Raw genomic sequence first — 22,958 nt, 5'->3', positions numbered from 1 at the left:
CAGGAGAAGCACCCCATGAAGGCAGTGACCGTCCCCGAGTTCGGCGGCCCCGAGGTGCTGCGGGTCACCGAGGTGCCGGCCCCGGCGCCCGGACCGGGCGAAGTGCGGGTCCAGGTCTACGCGGCCGGCCTGCAGCCGGCCGACCTCGCCGTCCGCGGCGGCTGGACCCCGCCCGGCGCCCGGCTCGAACTCCCGGTCGTCCTCGGCAACGAGTTCGCCGGCGTGGTCGACCAGCTCGGCGCCGGCAGCTTCGGCTGGGAGGTCGGCGACGAGGTGCTCGGCTTCCGGCTGCTCGGCAGCCACGCCGAGTACGTCACGGTGGACAGCTCCCAGCTGGTCGCCAAGCCGGCGGGGATGCCCTGGGAGCACGCCGGATCGCTCTCCGCCTCCGGCCAGACCGCGCACGTCGCCCTGAGCGGGCTCAAGGTCGGCGCCGGCGACACCGTCCTGGTCCACGGCGCGGCCGGCGGGGTCGGCACCGTCGCCGTCCAGCTCGCCCGTGCCTGGGGGGCCACCGTGATCGGCACCGCGAGTGAGCGCAACCACGACTACCTGCGCGAGCTGGGGGCCGTCCCGGTGACGTACGGCCCGGGACTGGCCGACCGGGTCCGGGCACTCGCCCCGCAGGGGGTGGACGCGGCCCTGGACGCGGCCGGGCACGGCGCCCTGGACGCCTCCGTCGAACTGATCGCCGACCGGGCCCGGATCGGCACCATCACCGACTTCGAGGGCGCCCGGCGCCTGGACGTCCAGTTCCTGCGGGGCCCCCGCTCGGCGGCCCGGCTGACCGAGCTGACCGAGCTCTGGACGGCCGGCGGCCTGCGCCTGGAGATCGCCGAGACCTTCCCGCTGGAGCGCGCCGCCGAGGCCCACCGGCTGGTCGCCAGCGGCCACGTCCGGGGCAAGGTCGTGCTCACTCCCTGACCCGCAGGACCGCCCCGAACCGATTGGCGGATTCGCCCGCTGACCAGGTAATGTTCTCCGCGTCAGCAGGCGCCGCTAGCTCAGTTGGTTAGAGCAGCTGACTCTTAATCAGCGGGTCCGGGGTTCGAGTCCCTGGCGGCGCACAGACAGACCGAGGGCCTCTCGCGACAGCGGGAGGCCCTCGGTCGTTCCCGGAGGCTCCCCCTGGAGGCCGTCCCCCGGATCGGGCCGGCGCCGGTGTAGCCCCGGCGGACACCGGTGTGCCGGACCCGACCGGGCGGGGTACGGGCGTCAGCCGACGGTCAGCACGACCTTGCCGCGCACATGGCCGGTCTCGACCTCCCGGTGCGCCTCGGACGCCCGCTCCAGCGGGACGGCCCCGGCGACGGTGACCCTCAGCAGGCCCTCGCGGTGGAGGCGGACCAGATCGGCCAGCCGCTCGGCGGAGCGCCGGGTGCCGATCCGGCGCACGCCGAGACGCGGGCCGCCCCAGGAGTCGGCGATGGTGACGGCGCGCTCGGTGTTGCCGTCGAGGATCTCGACCGAGGCGTCCAGCGCCTCGCCGCCGACGGCGTCGAAGACCGCGTCCACGCCGTCGGGCGCGGCGGCGCGGACCCGCTCGACCAGACCGGCGCCGTAGGTCACCGGGATCGCGCCGAGCGAGCGGAGGTACTCGTGGTTGCGCTCGCCGGCGGTGCCGATGACGACCGCGCCGCGGGCCCGGGCGATCTGCACGGCGTTGGAGCCGACACCGCCGGCGGCGGCGTGGATCAGCACCACGTCGCCGGCGCCGACCCGCAGCTCGTCCATCGCGCTGTGCGCGGTCTGCCCGGAGGCGGACAGCACGCCGGCCTCCTCCCAGGGCATCCCGGCCGGCTTGTGCACCAGCTGGTCGGCCCGCAGCAGGACGACGGCGGAGTAGCCGGTGCCGTCCAGGAAGCCGATCACCTCGTCGCCGACGGCCACGCCGGTGACGCCGCGGCCGACCTGGTCGACCACGCCGGCCACCTCGTTGCCCAGCCGCACCGGGAAGGTGTCCGGGTTCCACTGGGCGAAGTCGCCCCGGCGCCAGGCGGTGTCGAAGGGCTGGACGCCGGCGGCGCGCACCCGCACCCGCACCTGGCCGGTGCCGGCGTCCGGGTCCGGGATCTCGACCGGTACCAGGACCTCCGGCTTGCCGTACTCGTTAAAGACGATCGCGGTGGACATGTCGTTACCTCTCGTGGAAGGACAACTGGCTCATCGGGGTGGAAGGGTCGACCGCCGGAGCGGGCCCGGCGGAGCCGGATCGGGTGCACCGCGCCCGGCCGGCGGCCTGGAACGGCTAGCGGAGGGCGGCTTCCTCCCGTGGCTGCTCGTCCTCGCCGCCGTCACCGGCGTCGCCGCCGTCGCCGCCGGTCGGCGGCCGGTGCCCGCGGGCGTGCTCGGGGAGCAGGAAGGCGAGGACGAAGCCCAGGGCGAGCAGGCCCACCACGACCCGGACGGTGCGCCGGAGGGTCCGGTCGAAGCCCCGCTCGAAGGAGTCGGTGGCGCCGCTGCGCACGGCCGCGGCCACCCCGTCCGGGTCGCCGGACATGCTCGCCGCGGCCTTGACGTCGCTCTCCAGCCGTACGCAGCCGGCGGGGACCGCGTCGGGGTCGGTGGCGGTGGCGCGATCATGGCCGCAGCCGGCGAGACCGGTGACGATCCTGTCCTGGGCGGCCCCGGTGACCTGGACGGCGGCCAGCCGGGCCCGCAGGTCCGGGGTGTCGGTGGCCCGGTTGACCTGGGGGCCGAGGATGCCGAAGAAGACGGTGCCGATGACGGCCACCCCCAGCGCGCTGCCGAACTGCTGGATCGCGGTGAGCGTGCCGGAGGCCGAGCCGTACTCGTGGGACTCCACACCGGCCAGCACGATGTCGAAGAACGGCGCGAGGAAGAGACCGAGCCCGGCGCCGTAGACCGCCAGGGCCGGGGCGGTGTGCCACGGCGAGACGTCGGTGCCGACGCCGCGGACGGTCAGCAGGATCCCGATCGCGCCGACCGCCATCAGCGCGGTGCCCAGGTGCAGCGACCTGCGGCCGAGCTTGCGGGTCAGCCCGGCGCCCGAGGCGACGAAGCCCGAGACGCTGCCGAGGGCCTGCGGCAGGACGGACAGGCCGGCCTTGAGCGGCGAGAAGCCGAGGCCGAGCTGGAGGAAGAGGGTGAACACCAGGCCGAACCCGGTCAGCGCCGTGTAGACCGCCAGCCCGGTGACCAGGCCGCCGGAGAAGGCCCGCTTGCGGAACAGCGTCGGCACGACCAGCGGGTCGCCGCCGCGGGCCTGGATCCGGTTCTCCACCTTGGCGAAGACCACGAACAGCACCAGGGAGAGCGCCATCAGCAGGAAGCACCAGGCCGGCCAGTCGAGCGAGCGCCCCTGGACCACCGGGTAGATCATCAGCAGCGCGGCCGCGCCGGCCAGCAGGGCTCCTGGGACGTCCAGTCCGGCCGCGCTCGGCGCCTGCCTGCCGGGGATGTACCTGAACCCGGCGACGATGACGAACAGCCCGACCGGGACGTTGATCAGGAAGACCATCCGCCAGCCGGTGCCGAACAGGTCCCCGCTGATCAGCGCACCGGCCACGACCGGGGCCGCCACGGTGGCCAGGCCCATCGCGGGGCCGTACGCGCCGAAGGCGGTGGCCAGCTCCCGGGGCGGGAAGATCGAGCGGATCGTGCCCAGGCCCTGCGGGAGCAGCAGGGCGCCGAACAGGCCCTGGGCGATGCGGGCGGCGATCAGCGTCCCGGGCGAGAGCGAGACCGCGCAGAGCACGGAGCAGACCGTGAAGCCGACGGCGCCGATCAGGAAGACCGGCTTGCGTCCGTAGATGTCGCCGAGCCGCCCGCCGGTGATCAGGCCGGCGGCCAGGGCGAGGGTGTAGCCCGCTCCCAGCCACTGGATCAGGGCGAGGCCGCCACCGATGTCGGCGCGGATGGAGGGGGCCGCGATGTTGGTGATCATCGCGTCGAGCAGATTCATGATCGAGGCGGCCAGGATCGCGGCGAAGGCGAGCCAGCGCCACTTGTACGGGGCCTCGTCGGCCTCCGTCGGTGATTGCTGCCCTGTCGTCATTGGCGGAACCCATCAGGTGTGTGCGGAATGACGTCCGACGAACGGCCGAGCCCCCGACGAACAGTGATCGCTTAATGGAGAACGCCATTCGAGCATCCGAACGCTGTTCGCGTCAAGTACAGCGTTCGCCTGTTGGTACCCTGGCTCTGGGCTGCGCCCCTCCGGGGAGTCGCCACCAGGAAGGAGCCCACGAACCATGGCCGTTTCCCGGTCCCACGACACCCCGGGGATCCCTGCCGCTCCATGGCGCAAGGGGCGTGCGGGCAAGCAGCCCGCGCCCCAGCGGATGCCGCTGTCCGCCGATCTGATCGTGGACGCCGCCCTCCGGATCGCCGGAGCCGAGGGCATCGACGCGCTGACCATGCGCCGGATCGCCCAGGAGTTCGACACCGGGCCGTCGAGCATCTACGCGCATGTGATCAACAAGGACGAGCTGCTCGACCTGATGCTCGACCGGGTGGCCGCCGGCATCCAGGTGCCGAAGGCGGACCCGGAGCACTGGCAGGAGCAGGCCAGGGACGTCGCCCGCGCGATCTACCAGGTCTTCTCCGCCAACGCGGACGTCGCCAGGATCGCCCTCGCCACCATCCCGACCGGCCCGAACATGCTCAGGGTCACCGAGGGCCTGCTGGCCGTCCTGGTGGCCGGCGGGGTGCCGATCCAGCACGCCGCCTGGTCGGTCGACCGGATCCTGCTCTACATCAGCGCCGACGCCTACGAAGGCTCGCAGTTCATGGCCCGTCAGCGCGAGAGCGGCCTGCCGATCCACGAGTTCGGCCCCGCCTTCCGCGAGCAGGTCCGGACGTTCTACGCCTCGCTGCCGAGCGAGTCCTTCCCCTGCACCAGCGCCAACGCCGACATCCTGACCACCGGCGGCGGCGACGAGCGGTTCGAGTTCGGACTGGACCTCATCCTGACCGGCCTGGCGGCCAAGCTCCCCGCCCCCGACGCCTGAGCGGCCCGGGAACGCCGCCGGCCGGCGGGCACGGGACACGTGCCCGCCGGCCGGCGGGTGGAGCTGGTGGTGCAGGCGGTCCAGGTGGAGCGGGCGGCCGGCCGGCGCGGGGCCGGCCGGTGCGGCGGGATCAGCCGAAGTAGCTGTCGAAGTTCTTCGAGAACTCCCGGCCGCCGAACTGGTCCCAGTTGATCGACCAGGTCATCAGGCCGCGCAGGTTCGGCTGGGCGCCGGCCCGCGGCACGTACGTACCGCAGTTGGTCAGCTTGGTGAGGCAGTCCAGCGCCTTGTTCACCTCGGTGGGGCTGACGTAGCCGTTGCCCGCGTTGGTGGTGGCCGGCATGCCGATGGCCAGCTGGGACGGGTTGAGCGCGGGGAACATGTTGGCGGTGTTGCCCGCCACCGGGAACCCCTTGAGCAGCATGTCGGTCATCGCGACGTGGAAGTCGGCGCCGCCCATCGAGTGGTACTGGTTGTCCAGGCCCATGATCGAACCCGAGTTGTAGTCCTGGACGTGCAGCAGGGTGAGGTCGCCGCGCATCGCGTGGATGACCGGCAGGTAGGCACCGGCGCGCGGGTCCTGGCCGCCCCACGGACCCGAGCCGTAGTACTGGTAGCCGAGCTGGACGAAGAAGGTCTCCGGGGCCATGGTCAGCACGAAGCCGGCGCCGTACTTGGCCTTCAGGGTCTTCAGCGCGGAGATCAGGTTGACCACGACCGGGGTGGTCGGGTTCTTGAAGTCGGTGTCACCGGTGGCCAGTGACAGCGAGTGGCCCTCGAAGTCGATGTCGAGCCCGTCCAGGCCCCACTTGTCGATGATCGCGGAGACCGAGGAGACGAAGGTGTCCCGGGCGGCGGTGGTGGTGAGCTGGACCTGGCCGTTCTGGCCGCCGATCGAGATCAGCACCTTCTTGCCCTTGGCGCGCTTGGCGGCGATGGCCGCCTTGAAGTCGGCGTCCGACTCCACCGACGGGCACTCGGCGACCGGGCAGCGGTTGAAGCGGATGTCGCCGGAGGTGACCGAGGTCGGCTCGCCGAACGACAGGTTGACGAAGTCCCACGAGTCGGGGACGTCGGCGACCTTGGTGTAGCCGGCGCCGTTGGCGAAGCTGGCGTGCAGGTAGCCGACCAGCGCGTGGTTGCCGGGCGGCGGCACGGTCGGCGTGCCGGTGCTGGTCGGCGTCGCGGTGGTGGTCGGGGTGGCCGTCACGGTCGGGGTGGCGGTGGCCGTGGGCGAGGCGGTGGCGGTCGGGCTGGCCGAGGCGCTGGCCGACGGGGAGGGGCTCGGGGCGCCCGGCCCGTCCAGCGAGACGTCGTCCGCGTAGTAGGTGCCCTGGCCGTACCAGCCGTGGGTGTACACGGTGGCGCTGGTCTGGGCCGCGCCGGTGGTGAAGCTGACGGTGAGCTTCTGGTACGCACCGCCGGTGCCGGGCGTCCAGGTGCTGGTCCCGCCGTCCACGCCGAGGTAGACGTAACTGCCCTTGACGTACGCGCTGAGCGTGTACGTGGTGCTGGGCGCGACGGTGACGGTCTGCGAGCACTGGGCCGAGGAACTGGCCGAGGCGGCGCCCGCCAGGGCGTAACTGCCGGTGCGGGCCTGGCCGGTGACGACGCTGCCGGTGCCGGCGGCGCAGCTCCAGGGGGCCAGGGCGTTGCTCTCGAAGCCGCCGTTGGTGAGGAACTCGCCGGCCGAGGCTGCGGGCGCGGTGCCGAGCGCCAGGCCGACGGCGCCGGCGGCCGCGACGGCCCAGGCGGTGCCGATGGCGGCGAGACGGCGGGGCCTGCCCCGGTGCTTGGTGGGGGATGCTGTTCTGCGCATGCGGGGGACTCCTGCTGGGGCGCGGGATGTGGGGGTGTCCGAGGGCATGGGGAAGCTGCGGCCAGGTGGGGGTGCGGCCGTTCCGTCAACCAGTTGGACTAGACCACTGAAGTGGATCCGCCGCTTCTGTGTCAATGCCCCCGAGGCGACGGAGAGTTGCCTCCCCGGCCCGGCCGCCGGTGCCCGGACGCTCCCGGACGACCCGTCGGAACCGCCCCGGGCGGCCCTTCCGCCCGCAGCCCCACCCGCTCCCCGGACCGTCCCCCCGGTGGTCCGGGGAGCCGCGTTTCCCGACCGCCCCGATGGCCCCCGCCGGTCCGCCTGCGTCGCGCCGCCCGGGTTGCGACCGGTAGGCCACCACCGAACCATGAAGAGGTGACGGCGCCCGGCTACCTCAGACACCCCCACCTGCGCGGTGGCCTGCTCGCCTTCACCGCCGAGGACGACGTCTGGGTGGCGCCGCTGGCCGACGGCAACCGCACCGGCCGGGCCTGGCGCGTCAGCTGCGACCGCACCCGGGTCAGCCACCCGCGGTTCTCCCCCGACGGCCGCACCCTCGCCTGGACCAGCTGGCTGACCCTCACCCCCGAGGTCTGGACGGCTCCCACGGACGGCGGCGAGGCCGTCCGGCTCTCCTACTGGGGCAGCCAGGACACCCGGGTCCGGGGCTGGCTCCCCGACGGCGAGGTGCTCGCCGTCACCTCGTACCACGAGCCGTTCGCCCACTACACCTGGGCACACGCGCTGCCGCTGGACGGCTCACCGGGGCGCAAGATGCCGTGGGGGCCGGTCGGCGACGCCCAGACCAGCCACGAGCACACCGTCCTGCTCACCGGCTCGGCCCCGCACGAACCCGCCGCCTGGAAGCGCTACCGGGGCGGCGCCACCGGGCGGCTCTGGGTCGACGGGCAGCGGCTGCTGCCGGAGCACGAGGGCCACCTCGCCTCGCCGATGCCGGTGGACGGACCCGACGGGCCCAGGATCGCCTTCCTCTCCGACCACGAGGGCATCGGCAACCTCTACTCCTGCCGCCCGGACGGCTCCGGCCTGCGCCGGCACACCGACCACGCCTCCTACTACGCCCGCGAGGCCGCCACCGACGGCACCCGGATCGTCTACCAGCACGCCGGGGACATCTGGCTGCTCGACGGCCTCGACGCCCCCGCCCCGCGCCGGCTGCGGGTGCCGCTCGGCGGCGCCCGGGCCGGCCGCCGGCCGTACCAGGTCAACGCCGCCTCGCACGTCAAGGACCTCGCCTGCGACGCCACCGGCCGGACCGGCGTGATCACGGTGCGCGGCAGCCAGTACTGGCTGACCCACCGGGACGGGCCGGCCCGGGCGCTGGCCGACACGCCCGGGGTACGGACCAGGCTGCCGGTGGTGCTCGGCCACACCGACGAGGTCTGCTGGATCACCGACGCCGAGGGCGAGGACGCCGTCGAGATCGCCCCGCTGCCCGGCAGCGAGCACCACCACGAGCACCGGTCCGGTCAGCACCCCGGGGTCCGGCGGATCGCCGGCGGCCGGATCGGCCGGGTGCTGGAGCTGACCGCCGCCCCCGACGGCCGGACCCTCGCGGCCGCCACCTCGGACGGGCGGCTGCTGCTGGTGGGCACCGCCGACGGCGAGGTGCGCGAGCTGGCCTCCTCCACCTACGGGCCGGTAGGCAGCGCCGTCTTCTCCCCCGACTCGCTCTGGGTCGCGTGGTCCCAGCCGGTGGCCGGCCGCTCGCTGCGCAAGATCCGGATGACCCGGGCCGACATCCTGGCGCCGATCACCGACATCACCGACGGCCGGTTCGAGGACGAGCAGCCGGTCTTCACCCGGGACGGCCGCTACCTGGTGTTCCTCTCCTGGCGCGGCTTCGACCCGGTGCACGACGTGCACACCGGGGACATGTCCTTCCCGCTCGGCTGCCGCCCCTACCTCGTCCCGCTGGCCGCCGACACGCCCTCCCCGTTCGCGGCCCCCGCCGAGGGCCGGCCGGGCGGGGCGGTGCCGGCGACCGGCGCCGCCCCCGGCGACGGCACCGTCACGGTCGAGCCGCAGGGCATCTCGGAGCGGCTGGTCCAGTTCCCCGTGATCGCCTCCAAGTACTCGGCCACCGACGCCGTGCGCGGCGGGCTGGTCTGGCTGCGCTGGCCGATCTCCGGCGCCCTCGGCCAGACCTTCGCCAATCCCGACGACACCTCCGGCCGCCCCTCCCTGGAGTACTTCGACCTGGCCCGCGGCACCCGCACCACCCTGGTCGACAAGCTGGACGGCTACGCGGTCTCCGGCGACGGCGGCTCGGTCGCCGTGTACTCAGCCGGCACCCTGCGGATCGTCCCGGTGCCGGGCCCGACCGGCGGGCTCAGCGTCGACCTGCGACGGATCACCCACACCGTCCACCCGGCCGAGGAATGGCGCCAGGCGTACCACGAGGCCGCCCGGATCGTCCGCGACCAGTTCTGGGACGAAGGCATGTGCGGCCTGGACTGGACGGCCCTGACCGCGCAGTACGAGCCGCTGCTGGACCGGATCGCCGGCCCCGACGACTTCGCCGACCTGCTGCGCGAGCTGCTCGGCGAACTCGGCACCTCGCACGCCTACGTCACCCCGGCCCGGCGGGGCGAGGGCCCCTCCCCCGTCCAGCAGCCGCTCGGGCTGCTCGGGGCCAACGCCCGGCGCTCCCCGGACGGCCGCTGGCTGGTGGACCGCGTCCTGCCCGGCGAGTCCTCGGACCCGCGGGCCCGCGCTCCGCTCGCGGCCCACGGCGTCCGGGACGGCGACGAGCTGCTGGCCGTCGCCGGGCGCCCGCCGGACCCGCTGCGCGGCCCGGCGCCGCTGCTCGCCGGCACCGGCGGCACCAGCGTCGAGCTCTCCCTGCGCAGCGGGCCGCAGGGGCCGGTCCGCCGGATCGCCGTCACCCCGCTCACCGACGAGCGGCCGATCCGCTACCAGGCCTGGGTGGGCCGGCGCCGCGAGCTGGTCCGGGAGTTCAGCGACGGGCGGTGCGGCTACCTGCACATCCCCGACCTCGGCGGCTCCGGCTGGGCCCAGTTCAACCGGGACGTGCGCCGCGAGCTCGACAAGCCGGCGCTGGTGCTGGACGTGCGCGGCAACGCCGGCGGCAATGTCTCCGAGCTGGTGCTGGAGAAGCTCACCCGGCGCGTCCTCGGCTGGGACTTCAGCCGTGGGCGGCAGCCCGTGCGCTACCCGAGGGACGCGCCGCGCGGCCCGGTGGTCGCCCTCGCCGACGAGGCCACCAGCTCGGACGGCGACGTGATCATCACCGCCATCAAGCTGCTCGGCCTGGGGCCGGTGATCGGCGCCCGCACCTGGGGCGGGGTGGTGGGCATGACCGGGCGTCACCAGCTCGGCGACGGCACCCAGATCTCGGTGCCCAAGAACGCCTCCTGGTTCACCGGCGGCCTCGGCTGGTCGGTGGAGAACCACGGCGCGGAGCCGGACGTGCACGTGCTGCGCACCCCGAACGACTGGGCCCGGGGCCGGCATCCGGAGCTGGCCTGCGCCGTCGGGCTCGCGCTGGAACTGCTGGAGGACAGCCCGGCCGCGGTGCCGCCCCCGGAGGACATCCCGCGCCCGGACCTGCGCCGGCCGCCGCTGCCGCCGCGCTGAACCGGGCAGCTCCCGTGCGTCCGGGCACCCCGTACGTCCGGGCACCCCCGTGCGTCCGGGCGCCGTGCGGCGCGGCGTCAGGACGCACGGGAGGGGCGCGCCCCGGCAGGCGCGCCCCTCCATCCATTCGGGTGGTACTCATTCCGGTGGTCCGTGGGCCGGCTCGACTGCCGGCGGCCCTCCGGGCGGGAGTCGTCAGTCCCAGGGGTCGCCCTCGGCCGTCATGTTCTCCCGGGCCCGCTCCTCCTCCTCCTGGGCGGACATCGCGGACGGCGGCTGCTCCGGCTCGCGCGCCCGCTCCGTCCGGTCGGGGAAGGCGTCGGCCGCCTCGTCGTGGGCGAGGGCCGCGCGCTGCGCGGGGTCCGACATGGCGGTGGAGTCCTGTTCGTGCGTCCCGCCGAGGGAGGACCTGGCCTCCTCGCCGGCATCGTGCGCCTTGTGGCGGAACCTGTCGAAGATGCCCATGTCTCCTCCTCCGGGTGGTTACCGGGCTGTCCTCACTCTCACACCGCGCCGCACGGCCCGCATCCGCAGGCCGGACCGGGCCCGCCCACCCCGCCGGCACCCGCACCGGCAGCCGGCGCAGGCCGGCGCCCCGGCCCGGCCTCACCGCAGGGTGCCGATCCGGGCACCGGTGTCCAGCAGGCCGGTCAGCCGCACCTCGCCCTGGCCGGCCCCGGGCACGGCCAGCGCGCGGGCCGGCACCTTGGTCTCGGGCATGGTGAGCGCGCCGGTGGCGGAGACGCTCACCAGCCGCCGGCTGCCCGCCATCAGCAGGTACGACCTGCCGGACTTCCCGCGCCACCAGGTGGCCGCCAGCACGTTCTGGTCGAAGCGGCTGCAGGCCCGGGTCTCCGGCGCCCCGGCCGTGCGCAGCGGCGCCGCGGCGGTGCGGCGCGGGTCGGGCAGCAGGATCGCGGTGGCCGCCGACCCGCCGCCGTCCCAGCCGTCCCGGCGGACGCAGACCCAGGTCGCGGCGCCCTCCCCCTCCGGGAGCTGCTGGGTGGCGAAGGCCCAGGTGTTCAGGGCCCGGGTGCCCGGGCCGGCGTCGGCCGGGCCGGCCCCGGGCAGCCCGCAGGAGGTACGGGCCCAGGCGGCCAGCGCCTCCGGACCGGTCGCCTCGCGCGGCGGGCCGGCCGGGGTGCCGTCCGGGGGCGGGGTCCAGGTCAGGTGGGCGGGCAGCAGGCCGCCGACGTCGGCCAGCAGGAAGGCGTGCTGCTCCGCCACCACCGGCGAGGAGCGCAGCTGCAGCACCGGCCGCCGGGTGCAGGAGCCGTCGCCGGTCATAGCCAGCACCGGGGTGAGGCCGTCGGGATGCGGCACCGGGCGGGCGGCCGCGTCCGGGGTGCGCAGGTCCCGGGTCTCGGCCGCGTCGACCCAGGGGGCGAGCAGGTAACGGGCGCCGTCGGGGGTACGGGTGACGGCGAGCGCCGCGGCCGTGGTGACGTCGGCGTCGTCGGCCCGGGCGAGGGCCAGCTCCGGCTGCCGGCCCTCGGTGTAGCGGGCCAGCCGGCCCTCGCCGTACAGGACGACCACGGCCGCGCCGTCCAGCCGCCCGGCGTACAGCAGTTGGGCGGCGCCGGGCGGGCCGTCGGGGGTGCCGGGCTCGGCGGTCCGGCGGACCTGCGGGGTGGGGCCGGCCCAGGCGGCGGCCGCCCGGCCGAGCAGGGCCTGGTCGGTGGTGAGGTCGCCGCGGGCGGGCCAGACGCCGAAGTCCAGCCGTGCGGTCTGCCGCCAGGCGTCGGCGGCCGCCCGGCGCGGCGCCGGGAGGGCCCGCCCGGCCGGGTCGGCGGCGGAGGCGGCCCGCTGCGGCGGCCGGGCCTGGCCCGGCAGCAGCGGCAGGCCCACCGCGGCGGCCAGCACGGCGGCGGCCGCCGCGGCCAGCATCCGGCCCTTGGCCCGGCGCCGGAGCAGGTCGGTGGGCTGGGCCCGGACGGCGCAGGGGTCGAACTCCGGTGAGCGGTCGAGGTCCCGGCCGGCCGCCCGGTGCCCCGCGTGGATCCGCTCGGCCTCGGCCAGTGCCCGGCCGGGGTCGGGCACGCCGGCCCGGGCGAGCAGCGCGGTGACCCGGTCGGAGGGCAGCCCCTCCAGGACCCGCAGGGCGTAGCCGGCCCGGGTGTGCGGCGTGGCCCGGGCCAGCTCCTGGTCGAGGGCGAGGTCCTCGGGGCTGCCGGCGGCGGTGAACAGCCGCAGCCCCCAGAGCCGGGGCAGCGGCAGCAGCCGGCGGCGCAGCGGGTGGGCGAGCGCGCCGCGCAGCACCTGCAGCCGGACGGCCTCCTGGGCGCGGCCCTCGTACGGCCCGGTGGAGGTGTCGGCGCACGGATCGTCCGGCGGGGCCCCGCGCAGGGCCCGCTGGACGACGGCGTGGGCGGCCAGGATCCGGTGGTGCCGGTCGGTGCCGCCGGGCAGCACCAGGTAGGCGAGTCTGGCCAGTTCGCGGTAGCCGCCGACCAGGGCGGCCTCGTGCTCCTTGAGCCGGGCGCGCCGGGCGGCTCCGGGCAGGCGGCGGGCCCGGGCGCGTGGGGGCGCGGCCGGGGACGGGTGCCGGGGCTCCTGCCGGACCTGCCGCGGGGGCTGCTCCGGGCCGGACGGTTCGAGTGCTATCGGTGCCACGGAGGTGGCGGCTTCCCGACCGTTCATACGGAGGCTCCCCTGCTGTGCGCCGCGCTGGCGCCCGCCCAAAGTCCGGCCGGGCGCCGCCTGACCCAGTGCCAAACGAACGGATCATGGGATCGTCACGATGTCCCACCTCCCGGCCCCGCGCTCCCGGCCCCGCGCTCCCGGCCGCCGCGGCCCGGCCCGCACGCTCCCCCGGCGGTTCCCCCGACTGTTTCCCCCCACCGGGGCGGGGCAGGCGAGGCCCATGGCCATCAACAGCGGTAGACGCGGCTCCCTCCTCTCCCGGGGACGGCGGCTGGGGCGCGGCCCGGTCGTGCGGGCCGCCGGGCGGGCCGGGTTCACGGCCCGCGGGGTGATCTACGTCCTGGTCGGCGTACTGGCGGTGCGGATCGCCCTCGGCGGCTCCGACGGCAAGGAGGCGGACCGCTCCGGGGCGGTGGCAGCCATCGGCGAGCAGCCGTTCGGCCAGGTGATGCTGTGGGCGCTGGCGGCCGGTCTGGCCGGGATGGCGCTGTGGCGGCTGTCGGTCGCCGTGCTCGGCCGGGGCACCGGTGAGGACGGCTGGACCGAGCGGGCCGCGGACCTCGGCCGGGCCGTCTTCAACGCCTTCCTCTGCTCCGGCGTGCTGCAGACCCTGCTGGTGGGCACCGGCGGGACACGCTCCGGCGACGAGTCGTCCAAGGAGTACACGGCGACGGTGCTGGGCTGGCCCGGCGGGCGGTGGCTGGTCGGCGCGGCCGGCCTCGCGGTGATCGTCACCGGCGTGGTGCTGGGCGTGCGCGCCGCGCTGCGGACGTTCGAGAAGAAGCTGGACACCGGCGCGATGGGCCCCCGGGTGCGTACGGCTGTCCGCACCCTCGGTGTGGTCGGCGGCGGGGTGCGCGGACTGGTCTTCGCCGGCGCGGGCGTGTTCGTCCTGCTGGCGGCGGTGGCCTTCGCCCCGGCCCGGGCGAAGGGCTTGGACGAGACGCTGCGCTCCTTCGCGGGCACGGCCGCGGGCCCGGCCCTGCTGGTCGCGGTCGGCGGCGGGCTGGCGCTGTACGGCTGCTTCTCGTTCTGCCAGGCCCGCTGGTACCGGCTGCGCTGAGCGGCCGGCACCGCCCCGGGTCCCGGCCACGCCGGGTGGCCGGGACCTGGGGCCCTACGAGACCGGTCAGCCGGTGACGCTCGCCGCGCCGGTCTCCAGGTGACCGGAGAAGCGCTGCGACCAGCTGCTGTCCGAGTTCACCGTGACGGTGAAGTCGTACCAGCCGTTCTGGCCCGCCACCGCGTTGAAGAAGTCGCTGACGTCGCCGCCGGCCGGCACCTGGTACGTCCAGGTGCCGGTGCGGTAGTTGTTCGAGGTGATGGTGAAGGTCACCGCCGAGGTGCCGGAGTTGGCGAGCTTGAACCAGATCGCCAGCTTGCCGCTGCCCGGCTCGATCGCGTAGGAGGCGGTGACCGCGGCGGTCCGGCCCGCCTTGGTGGCGTCGCCCTTGAAGCGGCGCAGGAAGCGGTTGGGGCCGGTGACGCCGAGGTCGTACGGGCCGTTGCCGTAGCCCGGGCCGCAGTTGAAGAAGTCGCTCTGCTCGCCGCCGGCGTCCACGGTGTACTGCCAGGGCCCGCCGCTGCGGTAGGCGTTGGCGTACGCGGCGAAGTGCGCGGCGCTGGTGGCGGCGGTGCCCGTGTTGGACATCTTGAGCCAGACCTTCATCACGCCGCCCGAGCCGAACTCCAGGTGGTCCAGGTTGGCGTTCGGCTGGTACGGCAGCGCGCGGGCCGGTCGGGTGCCGGACTCCTGGGCGGGCAGCGCGTTGGTGACCGGCGCCGGGTTGGGCAGCGGACCGCAGGCGGAGAGGCCGATCACGGCGTCGGTGTTGGGCAGCGCGGGCATCCCGTACACCGGGTGGGCGAAGTCGAAGACGCCGGTGAGGTCACCGGTGACCTTGCGGCGCCAGGCGCTGATGTTCGGGCAGGTGGCCGGCTTCCCGACGGCGGCCGTCCAGCGCTCCAGGAAGCGCAGCACCGAGGTGTGGTCGAAGGTCTCCGAGTTGACCCAGCCGCCGCGGCTCCACGGGGAGATGGCGATCATCGGGACGCGGAAGCCGAGGCCGATCGCGGTGTTGCTGTAGAACTCGCCGGCGGTGCCGGCCGGCGGCGAGGGCGGCGGGACGTGGTCGAAGAACCCGTCGTTCTCGTCGTAGTTGAGGAACATGATGGTGGAGTTGAAGACGTTCGGGTCCGCGTTGAGCGCGTCCATCACCATGTGGACGAAGTGCGCGCCGTCGTTGGGCGTGGCGTACGGGTGCTCGGAGGAGGCCTCGTCGGCGACCACCCAGGAGACCTGCGGGAGGGTGCCGTTGAGGACGTCCGCGCGGATCGCGGCGGCGATGTCGTCCGGCGTCCGCCCGGTGACCCTGGGGACCGAGCCCATGCCCTTGACGGCCAGGGCGCTGCCGGCCGGGGCGTCGGTGAACTGCTTGAAGTAGGCGAGGGCGTTGTCGCCGTAGTTGTCGGCGGCGTTCTGGTAGACCTTCCAGCTGACCCCGGCGTTCTCCAAAGCCTCGGCGTAGGTCTGCCAGCGCAGCCCGGACTCGTCGCCGCCGTTGTAGGCGGGGCCGCCGGCGGTGCCCGCCGGGTCGATGGTGCCGCTCCAGTGGAAGGTTCGGTTGGGGCCGGTGGCGCTCAGCGTGGAACAGAAGTAGGCGTCGCAGATGGTCCAGTTCTCGGCCAGCGCGAAGTGGAACGGGATGTCGGCGCGCTGCAGGTGGCCGAGGGTGCGGACGTTGCCCTTGGCGAGCACCCAGGAGTCGAGCTTGCCGCCGTTCCAGGCGGTGTGCTGGTCGTTCCAGGAGTGCGCGAGGTCGCCGTTGCACTGGGCCAGGCGCTCGGGGTCGGCGCCGCCGGCCGGCTTGGTGGCGCTGAAGGCCCACGGGTACTGCCGGCCGAGGCCGTTGGGCTGGTTGAAGACGCTGTAGCCGCCGGCGATCTGGATCGCGCTGCGGTCGGCGAAGCCGCGTACGCCGCGCAGCGTCCCGAAGTAGTGGTCGAAGCTGCGGTTCTCCTGCATCAGCACCACGATGTGCTGGGCGTCGGTGATGGTGCCGGTGCTCGTGAGCGCCGCCGCCGAGGCGGGAGCGGCGGCGCCGACGGCGGCGCTGCCCGCCACCGCCGCTCCGGCCGCCGCGCTCGCCGACAGTGCCATGAACTTTCTACGGCTCAGCTCGGACATCTGCCCGGCCCGTCCCTTCGCTAGCGATGTTGTACACACAGGTTGTGGACAACGTCGGTCGCGGAGCATCCTCACGCAGGGCATGCCAAGGAGACCAGACTCGTGCCGCATGATTGTCGGACTGTTCGCCCAACTGTCGGTGAACGGCCTGGAGATGAACAGCCGGGGCGGGGCGCGTGACGGCCCGGACACACCGCCCGGGCCGGCCGATCAGCGGTCCTTGACGGTGATGCCCAGCGCCTGGGCGAACTGCGGCGCCAGCTCGAACAGCTGGGTGCTGCTGATCAGCGCCCCGCGCAGCCCTTCGTGCCCGTCGGACAGCCCCAGCCGGACGGCGCCGCGCAGATCGGTCTTGCTCAGCTTGGCGCCGCGCAGCCGCACGTCCTCCAGGGTGGAGCCGGGGAAGGTCACCCCGGTCAGCTTGGCGTCACCGAAGTCGACGTCCCGCAGCACGCAGTCCTCGAACACCACGTCGCGCAGCACCGCCGCCCGCAGATTGACCGACTCCAGCTTGCACTGGCGCAGCACCACCCGGCGGAGCGCCGATCCGTGCGCCGCCACCCCGGCCAGCACCCCGCCGAGCACGGAGGCGTCCTGCCACTCGCTCTCCGACAGGTCGCAGGCCACCCATCGGCTGCCCTGCACCCACACCTCGTTGAACCGCGCCTGGCGCAGCTTCACGCCGCTCATCGCGACCGCGGTGAACGCGCACTCCAGGAAGCTCGCACCGGACGCGGCCTGGTCGGTGTACTCCCCGCCGTCGAAGTGCACCGTGTCGTACCGCTCGTCGCGCCGCAGCGGCCCGTCGTGCGGCCGGAGCAGGTGGCCGTACGGCAGGTCGTCGAACTGGTCGGGCACGGACGAGGGCATGGCGCGGCCTCACGGTCGGTGGCTGGTGCTGGCCCCGGCATCGTCGCACGGGGCACCGACAGTCCCGCCGGAGCGACCCGAACGGCACCGGTCCCGCCGGAGCGGCCCGCAGGCGGCCCTCAGTCCTCCCGGGCGTGCAGGGCCACCCCCACCGCCACCGTCGCCGCCGCGACCAGGCCGGCCGCGAGGACGCCCGACCCCCCGAGCAAGGTGCAGCCCAGCACCGCGACCGCGGCGACCGGCAGCACGGCCCGGGCCGCGCCGGACTTGCCGTGGCGGGCGTGCAGCAGCCAGACGGTGAACAGGTAGACGGCGCCGGGGACGGTGACGGCGGCGGTCGCGGCGGCGGCGGAGATGTGGGCCTTGCCGACGGCCTGTTCGACCGCCACCTCCAGTCCGGCGCCGATCGCGGCGGCGGACCCGAACACCAGGTAGTGGCCGTAGCCCCAGAGGAAGGCCTGCCGGTTGGAGGCCAGGATGTCCTCGACCGGGCGGGCGAAGTAGATCCACCAGGCGGCGAAGCAGAGCAGGATGCCGCCGATCGCGATCGGGATCAGCTCCCCCAGGGCCTCGTGCTCGTCCACGGCGGACTGCATGGCGACGGTCGCGGCCGCCACCGTCTCGCCGAGCACGATCAGGGTGAACAGCCCGTACCGTTCGGCGATGTGGTGCGGGTGCCAGCTGGTCCGGGTGGTCAGCTCGGCGATCACCGGGACGGCGAGCTCGGCGAGGATGCCCAGCGGGACGACGTACGGGCGGACGTCCTCCGGCACCAGGAGCACCAGTACCCAGCCGACCTGGACGAGGGCGATCCCGACCGCGTACCGCAGGGCGACCGTCCGGGCGGCGCCCTCCTCGCCGGCGGCGGCCCGCAGCCACTGGGTGACCATGGCGAGCCGCATCACCACGTACCCGGTGACGGCCAGGGTGAGGTCCTGGTCGGCGAACATCCGGGGCACGCCGGCCGCGAGGATCAGCACGCCGGTGATCTGGACGAGCGTGGTGATCCGGTACGGGACGTCGTCGCAGTCGTAGGCGGAGGCGAACCAGGTGAAGTTCATCCAGGCCCACCAGATCGCGAAGAAGGCGAACAGGTAGCCGACCAGTGCCACGTGCAGGTGCCCCTCCGCGAGGTCGTGGGCGAGTTCCCGCCCGGCCTGCGCGACGGCGACCACGAAGCAGAGGTCGAAGAAGAGTTCCAGCGGGGTCGCGGATCGGTGCGGCTCGTCCCGGCTGCGCGGGACCATCCGTTGGACCGGCCGGGGGTACGGGTGGTGCGGGCGGGGTGCGGCGGGTCCGCTGGTCATGGCTGGGCCTCCGGGAGGGTGCTGTCCCGGTGATCCTGACACGGGCCGGCCCGCGCGCACCCACCCGCGCGGCCGCCGGTCCGGGTGGTGGGGCCGCGGCCCGGGCGTACCCCCGTCCGTATGTGCGCGGCACGCCGGGCGGGCCGGTTTCACCCGTTTTGCCCTGCCGTCAGCCATAGTTGACGGTGCGGTGCGCGATCCGGGTGACAGCTCGGCCGGTTCCGGGCGCGCCCCGTGCGGCATGTCCTGTCCCTCTCCGGCTCACGGCTAGATTCGTCCCCGATCGGAATCACCTGGAAGGACGACCCGGGCGCCCTGCGGGCAACGCGGAAGGTCAAGGCCGGTGGTGGGACGCGGGGGCGGCGATGCCGTACCACCCGCGCCTCCGCCACCGGCCCCGTGATCACCGCGCTGCTCGTCAGCGCCCGCCGTCGGCCGGGCCGCACGCCGTTGCGGGCGGCCGGGCGTTCCGGGGCGGGGCCGGCGCTACTTCTCCCAGCCGATCCGGGCGAGGTCCCCGCTCGCCAGGCCGAAGGCGCCGTCGTTGGCGAGGCCCTTGCGGACGGCCAGCACGGAGGGCCGCTGGTAGAGCTCGACGGTGTGCCCGAGCTCCCAGATCCTGGCGTCGGCCGCGTTGTAGAGCTTGGCGGCCTCGGCCGGGTCGACCGTGCCGGCGGCCTTCTTCAGCAGCGCGTCGATCTCCGGCGATCCCAGCTTGGAGAAGTTGCCGAACACGTTGTCGCCCTGCGGCAGCCGGAAGTTGGACAGGCTGGTGGAGAGCGGGAACGAGTCGGTGTTGCGCCAGCTCGCGATGTCGAACTTGCCCTGGTTGACGTACTTGCCGAAGAAGTCGTTGCTCGGCACCTTGTCGACGTCGACCTTGACACCGGCCGCCAGCCACATGTTCTGGGCGGCGGTGGCCAGGTCGACCTGGGCCTGGGTGGTGCCGTCGTTGAGGATCCAGTGGAGTTCCAGTGCCTGGCCGTCCTTGGTGCGCGGCCGGCCCGGGCCGGCCTCCTTCCAGCCCGCCTCGTCGAGCAGCTTCTTCGCCGCCGCGAGGTCGAACCGGCCCCAGTCACCGGAGTTGTCCTGGTAGCCGGCCTGGTTGGGCATGAAGATGTGGTTGCCGAGCAGCTTGAAGTCCACCGGTACGCCGTTGTTGGCGATCTTGATCAGTGACTGCCGGTCCAGCGCCCGGCCGAGGCCCTGGCGCACCTTCAGGTCCGCCAGCGCGCCGCCGCCTCCGAAGGAGATGTGCACCTCGTCCCAGGGGCTGGCGGAGCGGACGACCGCGTCCTTGGCGTCCTTCAGCTGCCCGTAGGCCGTCGCGGTGCCCGCCGCCGCGAGGTCGATCTCGTTGTTGAGGAAGGCCTGGGTGGTGGCCGCCTGGGTCATCACCCGGTAGGTGACCTTGTCCAGCTTGGGCTTCTCGCCCCACCAGCCGGGGTCCGGGACGAGTTGCAGGGTCTGCGCGGTCTTGTCCGCGACGCCGATCCGGAACGGGCCGGCGGTGATCGGGATCTTCTCGACCCAGCCCTTGTTGAAGTCGTCGGGGGTGGCGATGCCGGCCGCCGGGAGCAGCGGCCGGAACAGGTTCTGCCAGTCCGCGTACGGCTCGGCGAAGGTGACCTTGACCTCGCTCGGGTCCGCGCCCTGCTCGACCCCGGAGATCAGCTCGTAGCCCGCCGGGTTGGCGATGTTGTACGCCGGGTCCTTGCCGCTGCTGGCCTGCCAGACGGCCTTGAAGTCCAGCTGGCTCAGCGGCTTGCCGTCGGACCATTTGGCCTTCGGGTTGAGCTTGTAGGTGACCACCTGCGGGGAGGTGGCGGTCACCTTGGCCTCGACCAGGTAGTCGGCCACCGGCTGGAAGGTGCCGCTCGCGTCCACCCGGAACAGGCTGGGCTCCAGGGCCCGCATGATCTCGACGGCGTCCCCGTAGTTGCCGTCCACCTGGTACGGGTTCCACTGGGTGATCCACTGGTAGAGCGCGTAGCGGACCTCGCCGCCGTCCTTGACCTGGTCCGGCGACTTGGGGTTGATGTCGTTGGTGCCCTGGCTCGGCGGCTCGCTCCTGGCCGCGCCGTCGGCCGAACCGCCGCCCCCCGAGCCGCACCCGGTGGCGGCCAGCGCCAGGGCGGCGGCGAGGGCGGCCGCCCTGGTGATCCGGCGGGCGGTGGCGGTTGCGTCCATGAGGGGTCTCCCCGGGAGTTTCGACGAGTTCGGCACCACCAGGTGTGGCGGCACTTGAGCGTGGGCAGCCAAGTCGGTGCCGACCAGCCGAACGTAACAGCCGATCAGGTCCGCTACCAGAGGGGGAAGTTCAGACCTGATCGGAATGAAACGGGCCGCAACACTGCCGCAACACCCCGGCTGTGGCGCGGTGCAACACTCTGACCTGCCGCTTCCCCGACCCGGGCGAATCGGCGCGCCTCGCACCCCCGGCGCGGCCCACCGGCCGAGGCCGGGAGCCGATGCGTGAACCTGCTGCAACCACCCCTTGAGCGAAGGCAAATCACCATGTCCACCAGGTGCACGAACGATGCCACCGCCCCCGGCGGTGGCTGATGCTCCGCTACCTGGCACAGCGCCTGGCCTACTACGCGGTGCTGCTGGTCGCCGCCGTCTTCCTCTCCTACGCGCTCTCCTCCGGGGCCCTGCAGCCCCGCACCTACTTCGAGGCGAAGGTGCCCCGGCCGGCCGCCGCCTCGATCGACCGCCAGCTCACCGCGCTCAACCTCAACGACCGCACCCCCGTGGTGGAGCGGTTCGGCCGTTGGGCCGGCGGTGTCCTGCAGCACGGCGACCTCGGCCGCACCATCCACGACACCCCGGTGAACGACGACTTCCGCCGCCGGATCGGGGTCTCGCTGCGGCTGCTGCTGATCGGCAGCCTGCTGGGCATGCTGCTCGGGGTGGCCGGCGGCGCCTGGAGCGCCGTCAAGCAGTACCGGATCACCGACCGCGCGCTGACCGTGGTCTCCTTCGTGCTGCTCTCCACCCCGGTCTTCCTGCTGGCGCTGCTCCTGAAGAACGGCGCCATCGCCGCCAAGGACGTCGCCGGCCACGAGGTGGTGCCGTTCACCGGGTACGAGACGCCGGGCCTCGCCGGCGGGCTCGGCGCCCACCTCGCCGACTGGGGCCTGCACCTGCTGCTGCCGACCCTCTCGCTCGCCCTCGGCGGCCTCGCCACGTACAGCCGCTACCAGCGCGGCACCATGCTCGACGTGCTGGGCTCCGACTACCTGCGCACCGCCGAGGCCAAGGGCCTGACCCGCAACCGCGCGCTGCTCAAGCACGGCCTGCGAACCGCCGTGATCCCGATGTCGACGATGTTCGCCTACAGCTTCCTCGGCATCTTCACCGGCGCCGCCTTCACCGAGACGATCTTCGGCTGGCACGGCATGGGCGAATGGTTCATCCAGTCCATCAACGAACAGGACGTCAACGCGGTGGTCGCCGTCAACCTCTTCGCGGCGGTGGTGGTGCTCGCCTCCGGCTTCCTCGCCGACACCCTGCACGCCGCCCTGGACCCGAGGGTGCGCCGCTGATGAGATACGTCCCGGAGAGCCTGCCCGCCCTGACCCCGGCACCCGCCGCGCCGCAGCACCCGCCGGGCCCGGCCGGCCGCGGCCGGCTGGTGCTCGCCCGGCTGCTGGGCGCCCGCTGGGCGGTGGCCGGCGCGGTGACCGTCCTGCTGCTGTTCGCGCTCGCCTTCGGCGGGCCGTACCTGACCCCGTGGGACTACGCCGCGCCGGACTACACCGCGCTGCGGCAACCTCCCTCCGCCGAGCACTGGTTCGGCACCAACGGGATCGGCCAGGACGTCTTCGCGCAGACTTTGCGGGGCCTGCAGAAGTCCCTGGTGATCGGCCTGCTGGTGGCGCTCCTCTCGACCGCGCTGGCCTCCCTGGTCGGCGCCTGCGCCGGGTACTTCGGCGGCTGGACGGACCGGCTGCTGATGTTCCTGGTCGACCTGATGCTGGTACTGCCGAGCTTCCTGGTGATCACCATCGTCTCGCCCCGGCTGAAGGGCTCCGGCTGGATCGCCTTCGTCGCGCTGCTCGCCCTGTTCAACTGGATGATCACGGCGCGGGTGGTCCGCTCGATGACCATCTCGCTGAAGTCCCGCGAATTCGTCCGCGCCGCGCGGTTCATGGGGGTGCGGCCGCTGCGGATCATCCTGCGGCACATCCTGCCGAACACCGCCTCCTTCCTGATCACCGACGCCACGATCGCCGTCGGCGGCGCGGTGATGAGCGAGACGGCCCTGTCCTACTTCGGCTTCGGCGTCCGCGCCCCGGACGTCTCGCTCGGCACCCTGCTCGCCGCCGGGACGTCCGAGGCCCCGGTGTTCCCCTGGCTGTTCTACTTCGCGGCCGGGCTGCTGGTGCTGTTCGTCCTGGCCGTCAACCTGATCGGGGACGGGCTGCGCGACGCGCTGGACCCCACCTCCGAGGCCGGCCGCCCCGCCCGCCGGGCCGGCCGGTGGGCCCGGCGCCGCCCCACGACCCCCCGCAGCAACCGGAGCAGCAGTTGAG

General features: G+C 74.1%; 15 protein-coding genes and 1 tRNA gene. 7 read left to right on the top strand and 9 right to left on the bottom strand.

Going from position 1 to position 22,958, the window contains the following annotated elements; all coding sequences use genetic code 11:
* The first annotated feature begins 15 nt into the window (after positions 1-15).
* Both OG689_RS26445 and OG689_RS26440 read left to right on the top strand, forming a co-directional pair.
* The gene (locus OG689_RS26445; RefSeq protein ID WP_266323366.1) at positions 16-924 is read left to right on the top strand and encodes an NADP-dependent oxidoreductase; all 909 of its coding nucleotides are present in this window, start codon (positions 16-18) and stop codon (positions 922-924) included.
* Positions 925-993: 69 nt separating this feature from the next.
* Positions 994-1,067: transfer RNA gene (locus OG689_RS26440), tRNA-Lys, on the top strand.
* 148 nt (positions 1,068-1,215) lie between these two features.
* On the opposite strand, the gene OG689_RS26435 is transcribed toward OG689_RS26440, so the two are convergent.
* Both OG689_RS26435 and OG689_RS26430 read right to left on the bottom strand, forming a co-directional pair.
* Positions 1,216-2,133, bottom strand: a complete 918-nt coding sequence (locus OG689_RS26435) for an NADP-dependent oxidoreductase (protein ID WP_266323365.1) — start codon at positions 2,131-2,133, stop codon at positions 1,216-1,218.
* Between the two features lie 115 nt (positions 2,134-2,248).
* Positions 2,249-4,018, bottom strand: coding sequence for an MFS transporter (locus tag OG689_RS26430; protein WP_266323364.1), 1,770 nt, complete (start codon positions 4,016-4,018; stop codon positions 2,249-2,251).
* 196 nt (positions 4,019-4,214) lie between these two features.
* Between OG689_RS26430 and OG689_RS26425 the strand changes: the two genes are divergently transcribed.
* Positions 4,215-4,973 (top strand): TetR/AcrR family transcriptional regulator, encoded by a 759-nt coding sequence (locus OG689_RS26425; RefSeq protein ID WP_266323363.1) that lies wholly within the window; start codon positions 4,215-4,217, stop codon positions 4,971-4,973.
* Positions 4,974-5,103: 130 nt separating this feature from the next.
* On the opposite strand, the gene OG689_RS26420 is transcribed toward OG689_RS26425, so the two are convergent.
* Entirely contained in the window at positions 5,104-6,792 is a 1,689-nt protein-coding gene (locus OG689_RS26420) for a glycosyl hydrolase family 18 protein (protein WP_266323362.1), read from the bottom strand.
* A 375-nt stretch (positions 6,793-7,167) separates the two neighbouring features.
* Between OG689_RS26420 and OG689_RS26415 the strand changes: the two genes are divergently transcribed.
* Positions 7,168-10,413, top strand: a complete 3,246-nt coding sequence (locus OG689_RS26415; RefSeq protein WP_266323361.1) for a S41 family peptidase — start codon at positions 7,168-7,170, stop codon at positions 10,411-10,413.
* Between the two features lie 195 nt (positions 10,414-10,608).
* Here the strand turns inward: OG689_RS26415 and OG689_RS26410 are convergent, their stop codons facing one another.
* Both OG689_RS26410 and OG689_RS26405 read right to left on the bottom strand, forming a co-directional pair.
* On the bottom strand, positions 10,609-10,878 hold the full coding sequence (locus OG689_RS26410) for a hypothetical protein (protein ID WP_266323360.1): 270 nt from the start codon (positions 10,876-10,878) through the stop codon (positions 10,609-10,611).
* A gap of 141 nt (positions 10,879-11,019) precedes the next feature.
* The gene (locus OG689_RS26405) at positions 11,020-13,053 is read right to left on the bottom strand and encodes a hypothetical protein (protein WP_266323359.1); all 2,034 of its coding nucleotides are present in this window, start codon (positions 13,051-13,053) and stop codon (positions 11,020-11,022) included.
* A gap of 223 nt (positions 13,054-13,276) precedes the next feature.
* On the opposite strand from OG689_RS26405, the gene OG689_RS26400 reads away from it, so the two are divergent.
* Complete coding sequence (locus tag OG689_RS26400; RefSeq protein WP_266323358.1) at positions 13,277-14,119, top strand: DUF1206 domain-containing protein; 843 nt, start codon at positions 13,277-13,279, stop codon at positions 14,117-14,119.
* A 66-nt stretch (positions 14,120-14,185) separates the two neighbouring features.
* Here the strand turns inward: OG689_RS26400 and OG689_RS26395 are convergent, their stop codons facing one another.
* The 4 genes from OG689_RS26395 to OG689_RS26380 all read right to left on the bottom strand — a co-directional run bounded on the left by OG689_RS26395 (position 14,186) and on the right by OG689_RS26380 (position 20,610).
* Positions 14,186-16,243 carry a phosphocholine-specific phospholipase C gene (locus OG689_RS26395; protein WP_266323357.1) on the bottom strand — a complete coding sequence of 686 codons (2,058 nt, stop codon included), beginning with the start codon at positions 16,241-16,243 and terminating at the stop codon, positions 14,186-14,188.
* A 210-nt stretch (positions 16,244-16,453) separates the two neighbouring features.
* Positions 16,454-17,113, bottom strand: a complete 660-nt coding sequence (locus OG689_RS26390; protein WP_266323356.1) for a pentapeptide repeat-containing protein — start codon at positions 17,111-17,113, stop codon at positions 16,454-16,456.
* Between the two features lie 119 nt (positions 17,114-17,232).
* A complete protein-coding gene (locus OG689_RS26385) occupies positions 17,233-18,420 on the bottom strand; it encodes a low temperature requirement protein A (protein WP_266323355.1) in 1,188 nt (395 codons plus the stop codon).
* A 486-nt stretch (positions 18,421-18,906) separates the two neighbouring features.
* Entirely contained in the window at positions 18,907-20,610 is a 1,704-nt protein-coding gene (locus OG689_RS26380) for an ABC transporter family substrate-binding protein (protein ID WP_266323354.1), read from the bottom strand.
* Positions 20,611-20,984: 374 nt separating this feature from the next.
* On the opposite strand from OG689_RS26380, the gene OG689_RS26375 reads away from it, so the two are divergent.
* Both OG689_RS26375 and OG689_RS26370 read left to right on the top strand, forming a co-directional pair.
* Positions 20,985-21,968, top strand: a complete 984-nt coding sequence (locus OG689_RS26375; RefSeq protein WP_266323353.1) for an ABC transporter permease — start codon at positions 20,985-20,987, stop codon at positions 21,966-21,968.
* Positions 21,968-22,957, top strand: coding sequence for an ABC transporter permease (locus OG689_RS26370; protein ID WP_266323352.1), 990 nt, complete (start codon positions 21,968-21,970; stop codon positions 22,955-22,957). The genes OG689_RS26375 and OG689_RS26370 overlap by 1 nt, the downstream gene beginning before the upstream one ends.
* Position 22,958: the final 1 nt, after the last annotated feature.

The organism is Kitasatospora sp. NBC_00240 (genome assembly GCF_026342405.1).
In the GTDB taxonomy this organism is placed as follows: Bacteria; Actinomycetota; Actinomycetes; order Streptomycetales; family Streptomycetaceae; genus Kitasatospora.
The sequence above is the reverse complement of the archived record's forward strand: the minus strand, read 5'-3'. Positions and strand labels throughout refer to the sequence as shown.

Coding starts and splice junctions, on each gene's coding strand:
- OG689_RS26390 (WP_266323356.1), bottom strand. CDS start 17,113: ATGCCCTCGTCCGTGCCCGACCAGTTCGACGACCTGCCGTACGGCCAC.
- OG689_RS26405 (WP_266323359.1), bottom strand. CDS start 13,053: ATGAACGGTCGGGAAGCCGCCACCTCCGTGGCACCGATAGCACTCGAA.
- OG689_RS26430 (WP_266323364.1), bottom strand. CDS start 4,018: ATGACGACAGGGCAGCAATCACCGACGGAGGCCGACGAGGCCCCGTAC.
- OG689_RS26435 (WP_266323365.1), bottom strand. CDS start 2,133: ATGTCCACCGCGATCGTCTTTAACGAGTACGGCAAGCCGGAGGTCCTG.
- OG689_RS26380 (WP_266323354.1), bottom strand. CDS start 20,610: ATGGACGCAACCGCCACCGCCCGCCGGATCACCAGGGCGGCCGCCCTC.
- OG689_RS26375 (WP_266323353.1), top strand. CDS start 20,985: ATGCTCCGCTACCTGGCACAGCGCCTGGCCTACTACGCGGTGCTGCTG.
- OG689_RS26370 (WP_266323352.1), top strand. CDS start 21,968: ATGAGATACGTCCCGGAGAGCCTGCCCGCCCTGACCCCGGCACCCGCC.
- OG689_RS26445 (WP_266323366.1), top strand. CDS start 16: ATGAAGGCAGTGACCGTCCCCGAGTTCGGCGGCCCCGAGGTGCTGCGG.
- OG689_RS26400 (WP_266323358.1), top strand. CDS start 13,277: ATGGCCATCAACAGCGGTAGACGCGGCTCCCTCCTCTCCCGGGGACGG.
- OG689_RS26385 (WP_266323355.1), bottom strand. CDS start 18,420: ATGACCAGCGGACCCGCCGCACCCCGCCCGCACCACCCGTACCCCCGG.
- OG689_RS26425 (WP_266323363.1), top strand. CDS start 4,215: ATGGCCGTTTCCCGGTCCCACGACACCCCGGGGATCCCTGCCGCTCCA.
- OG689_RS26395 (WP_266323357.1), bottom strand. CDS start 16,243: ATGTCCGAGCTGAGCCGTAGAAAGTTCATGGCACTGTCGGCGAGCGCG.
- OG689_RS26420 (WP_266323362.1), bottom strand. CDS start 6,792: ATGCGCAGAACAGCATCCCCCACCAAGCACCGGGGCAGGCCCCGCCGT.
- OG689_RS26410 (WP_266323360.1), bottom strand. CDS start 10,878: ATGGGCATCTTCGACAGGTTCCGCCACAAGGCGCACGATGCCGGCGAG.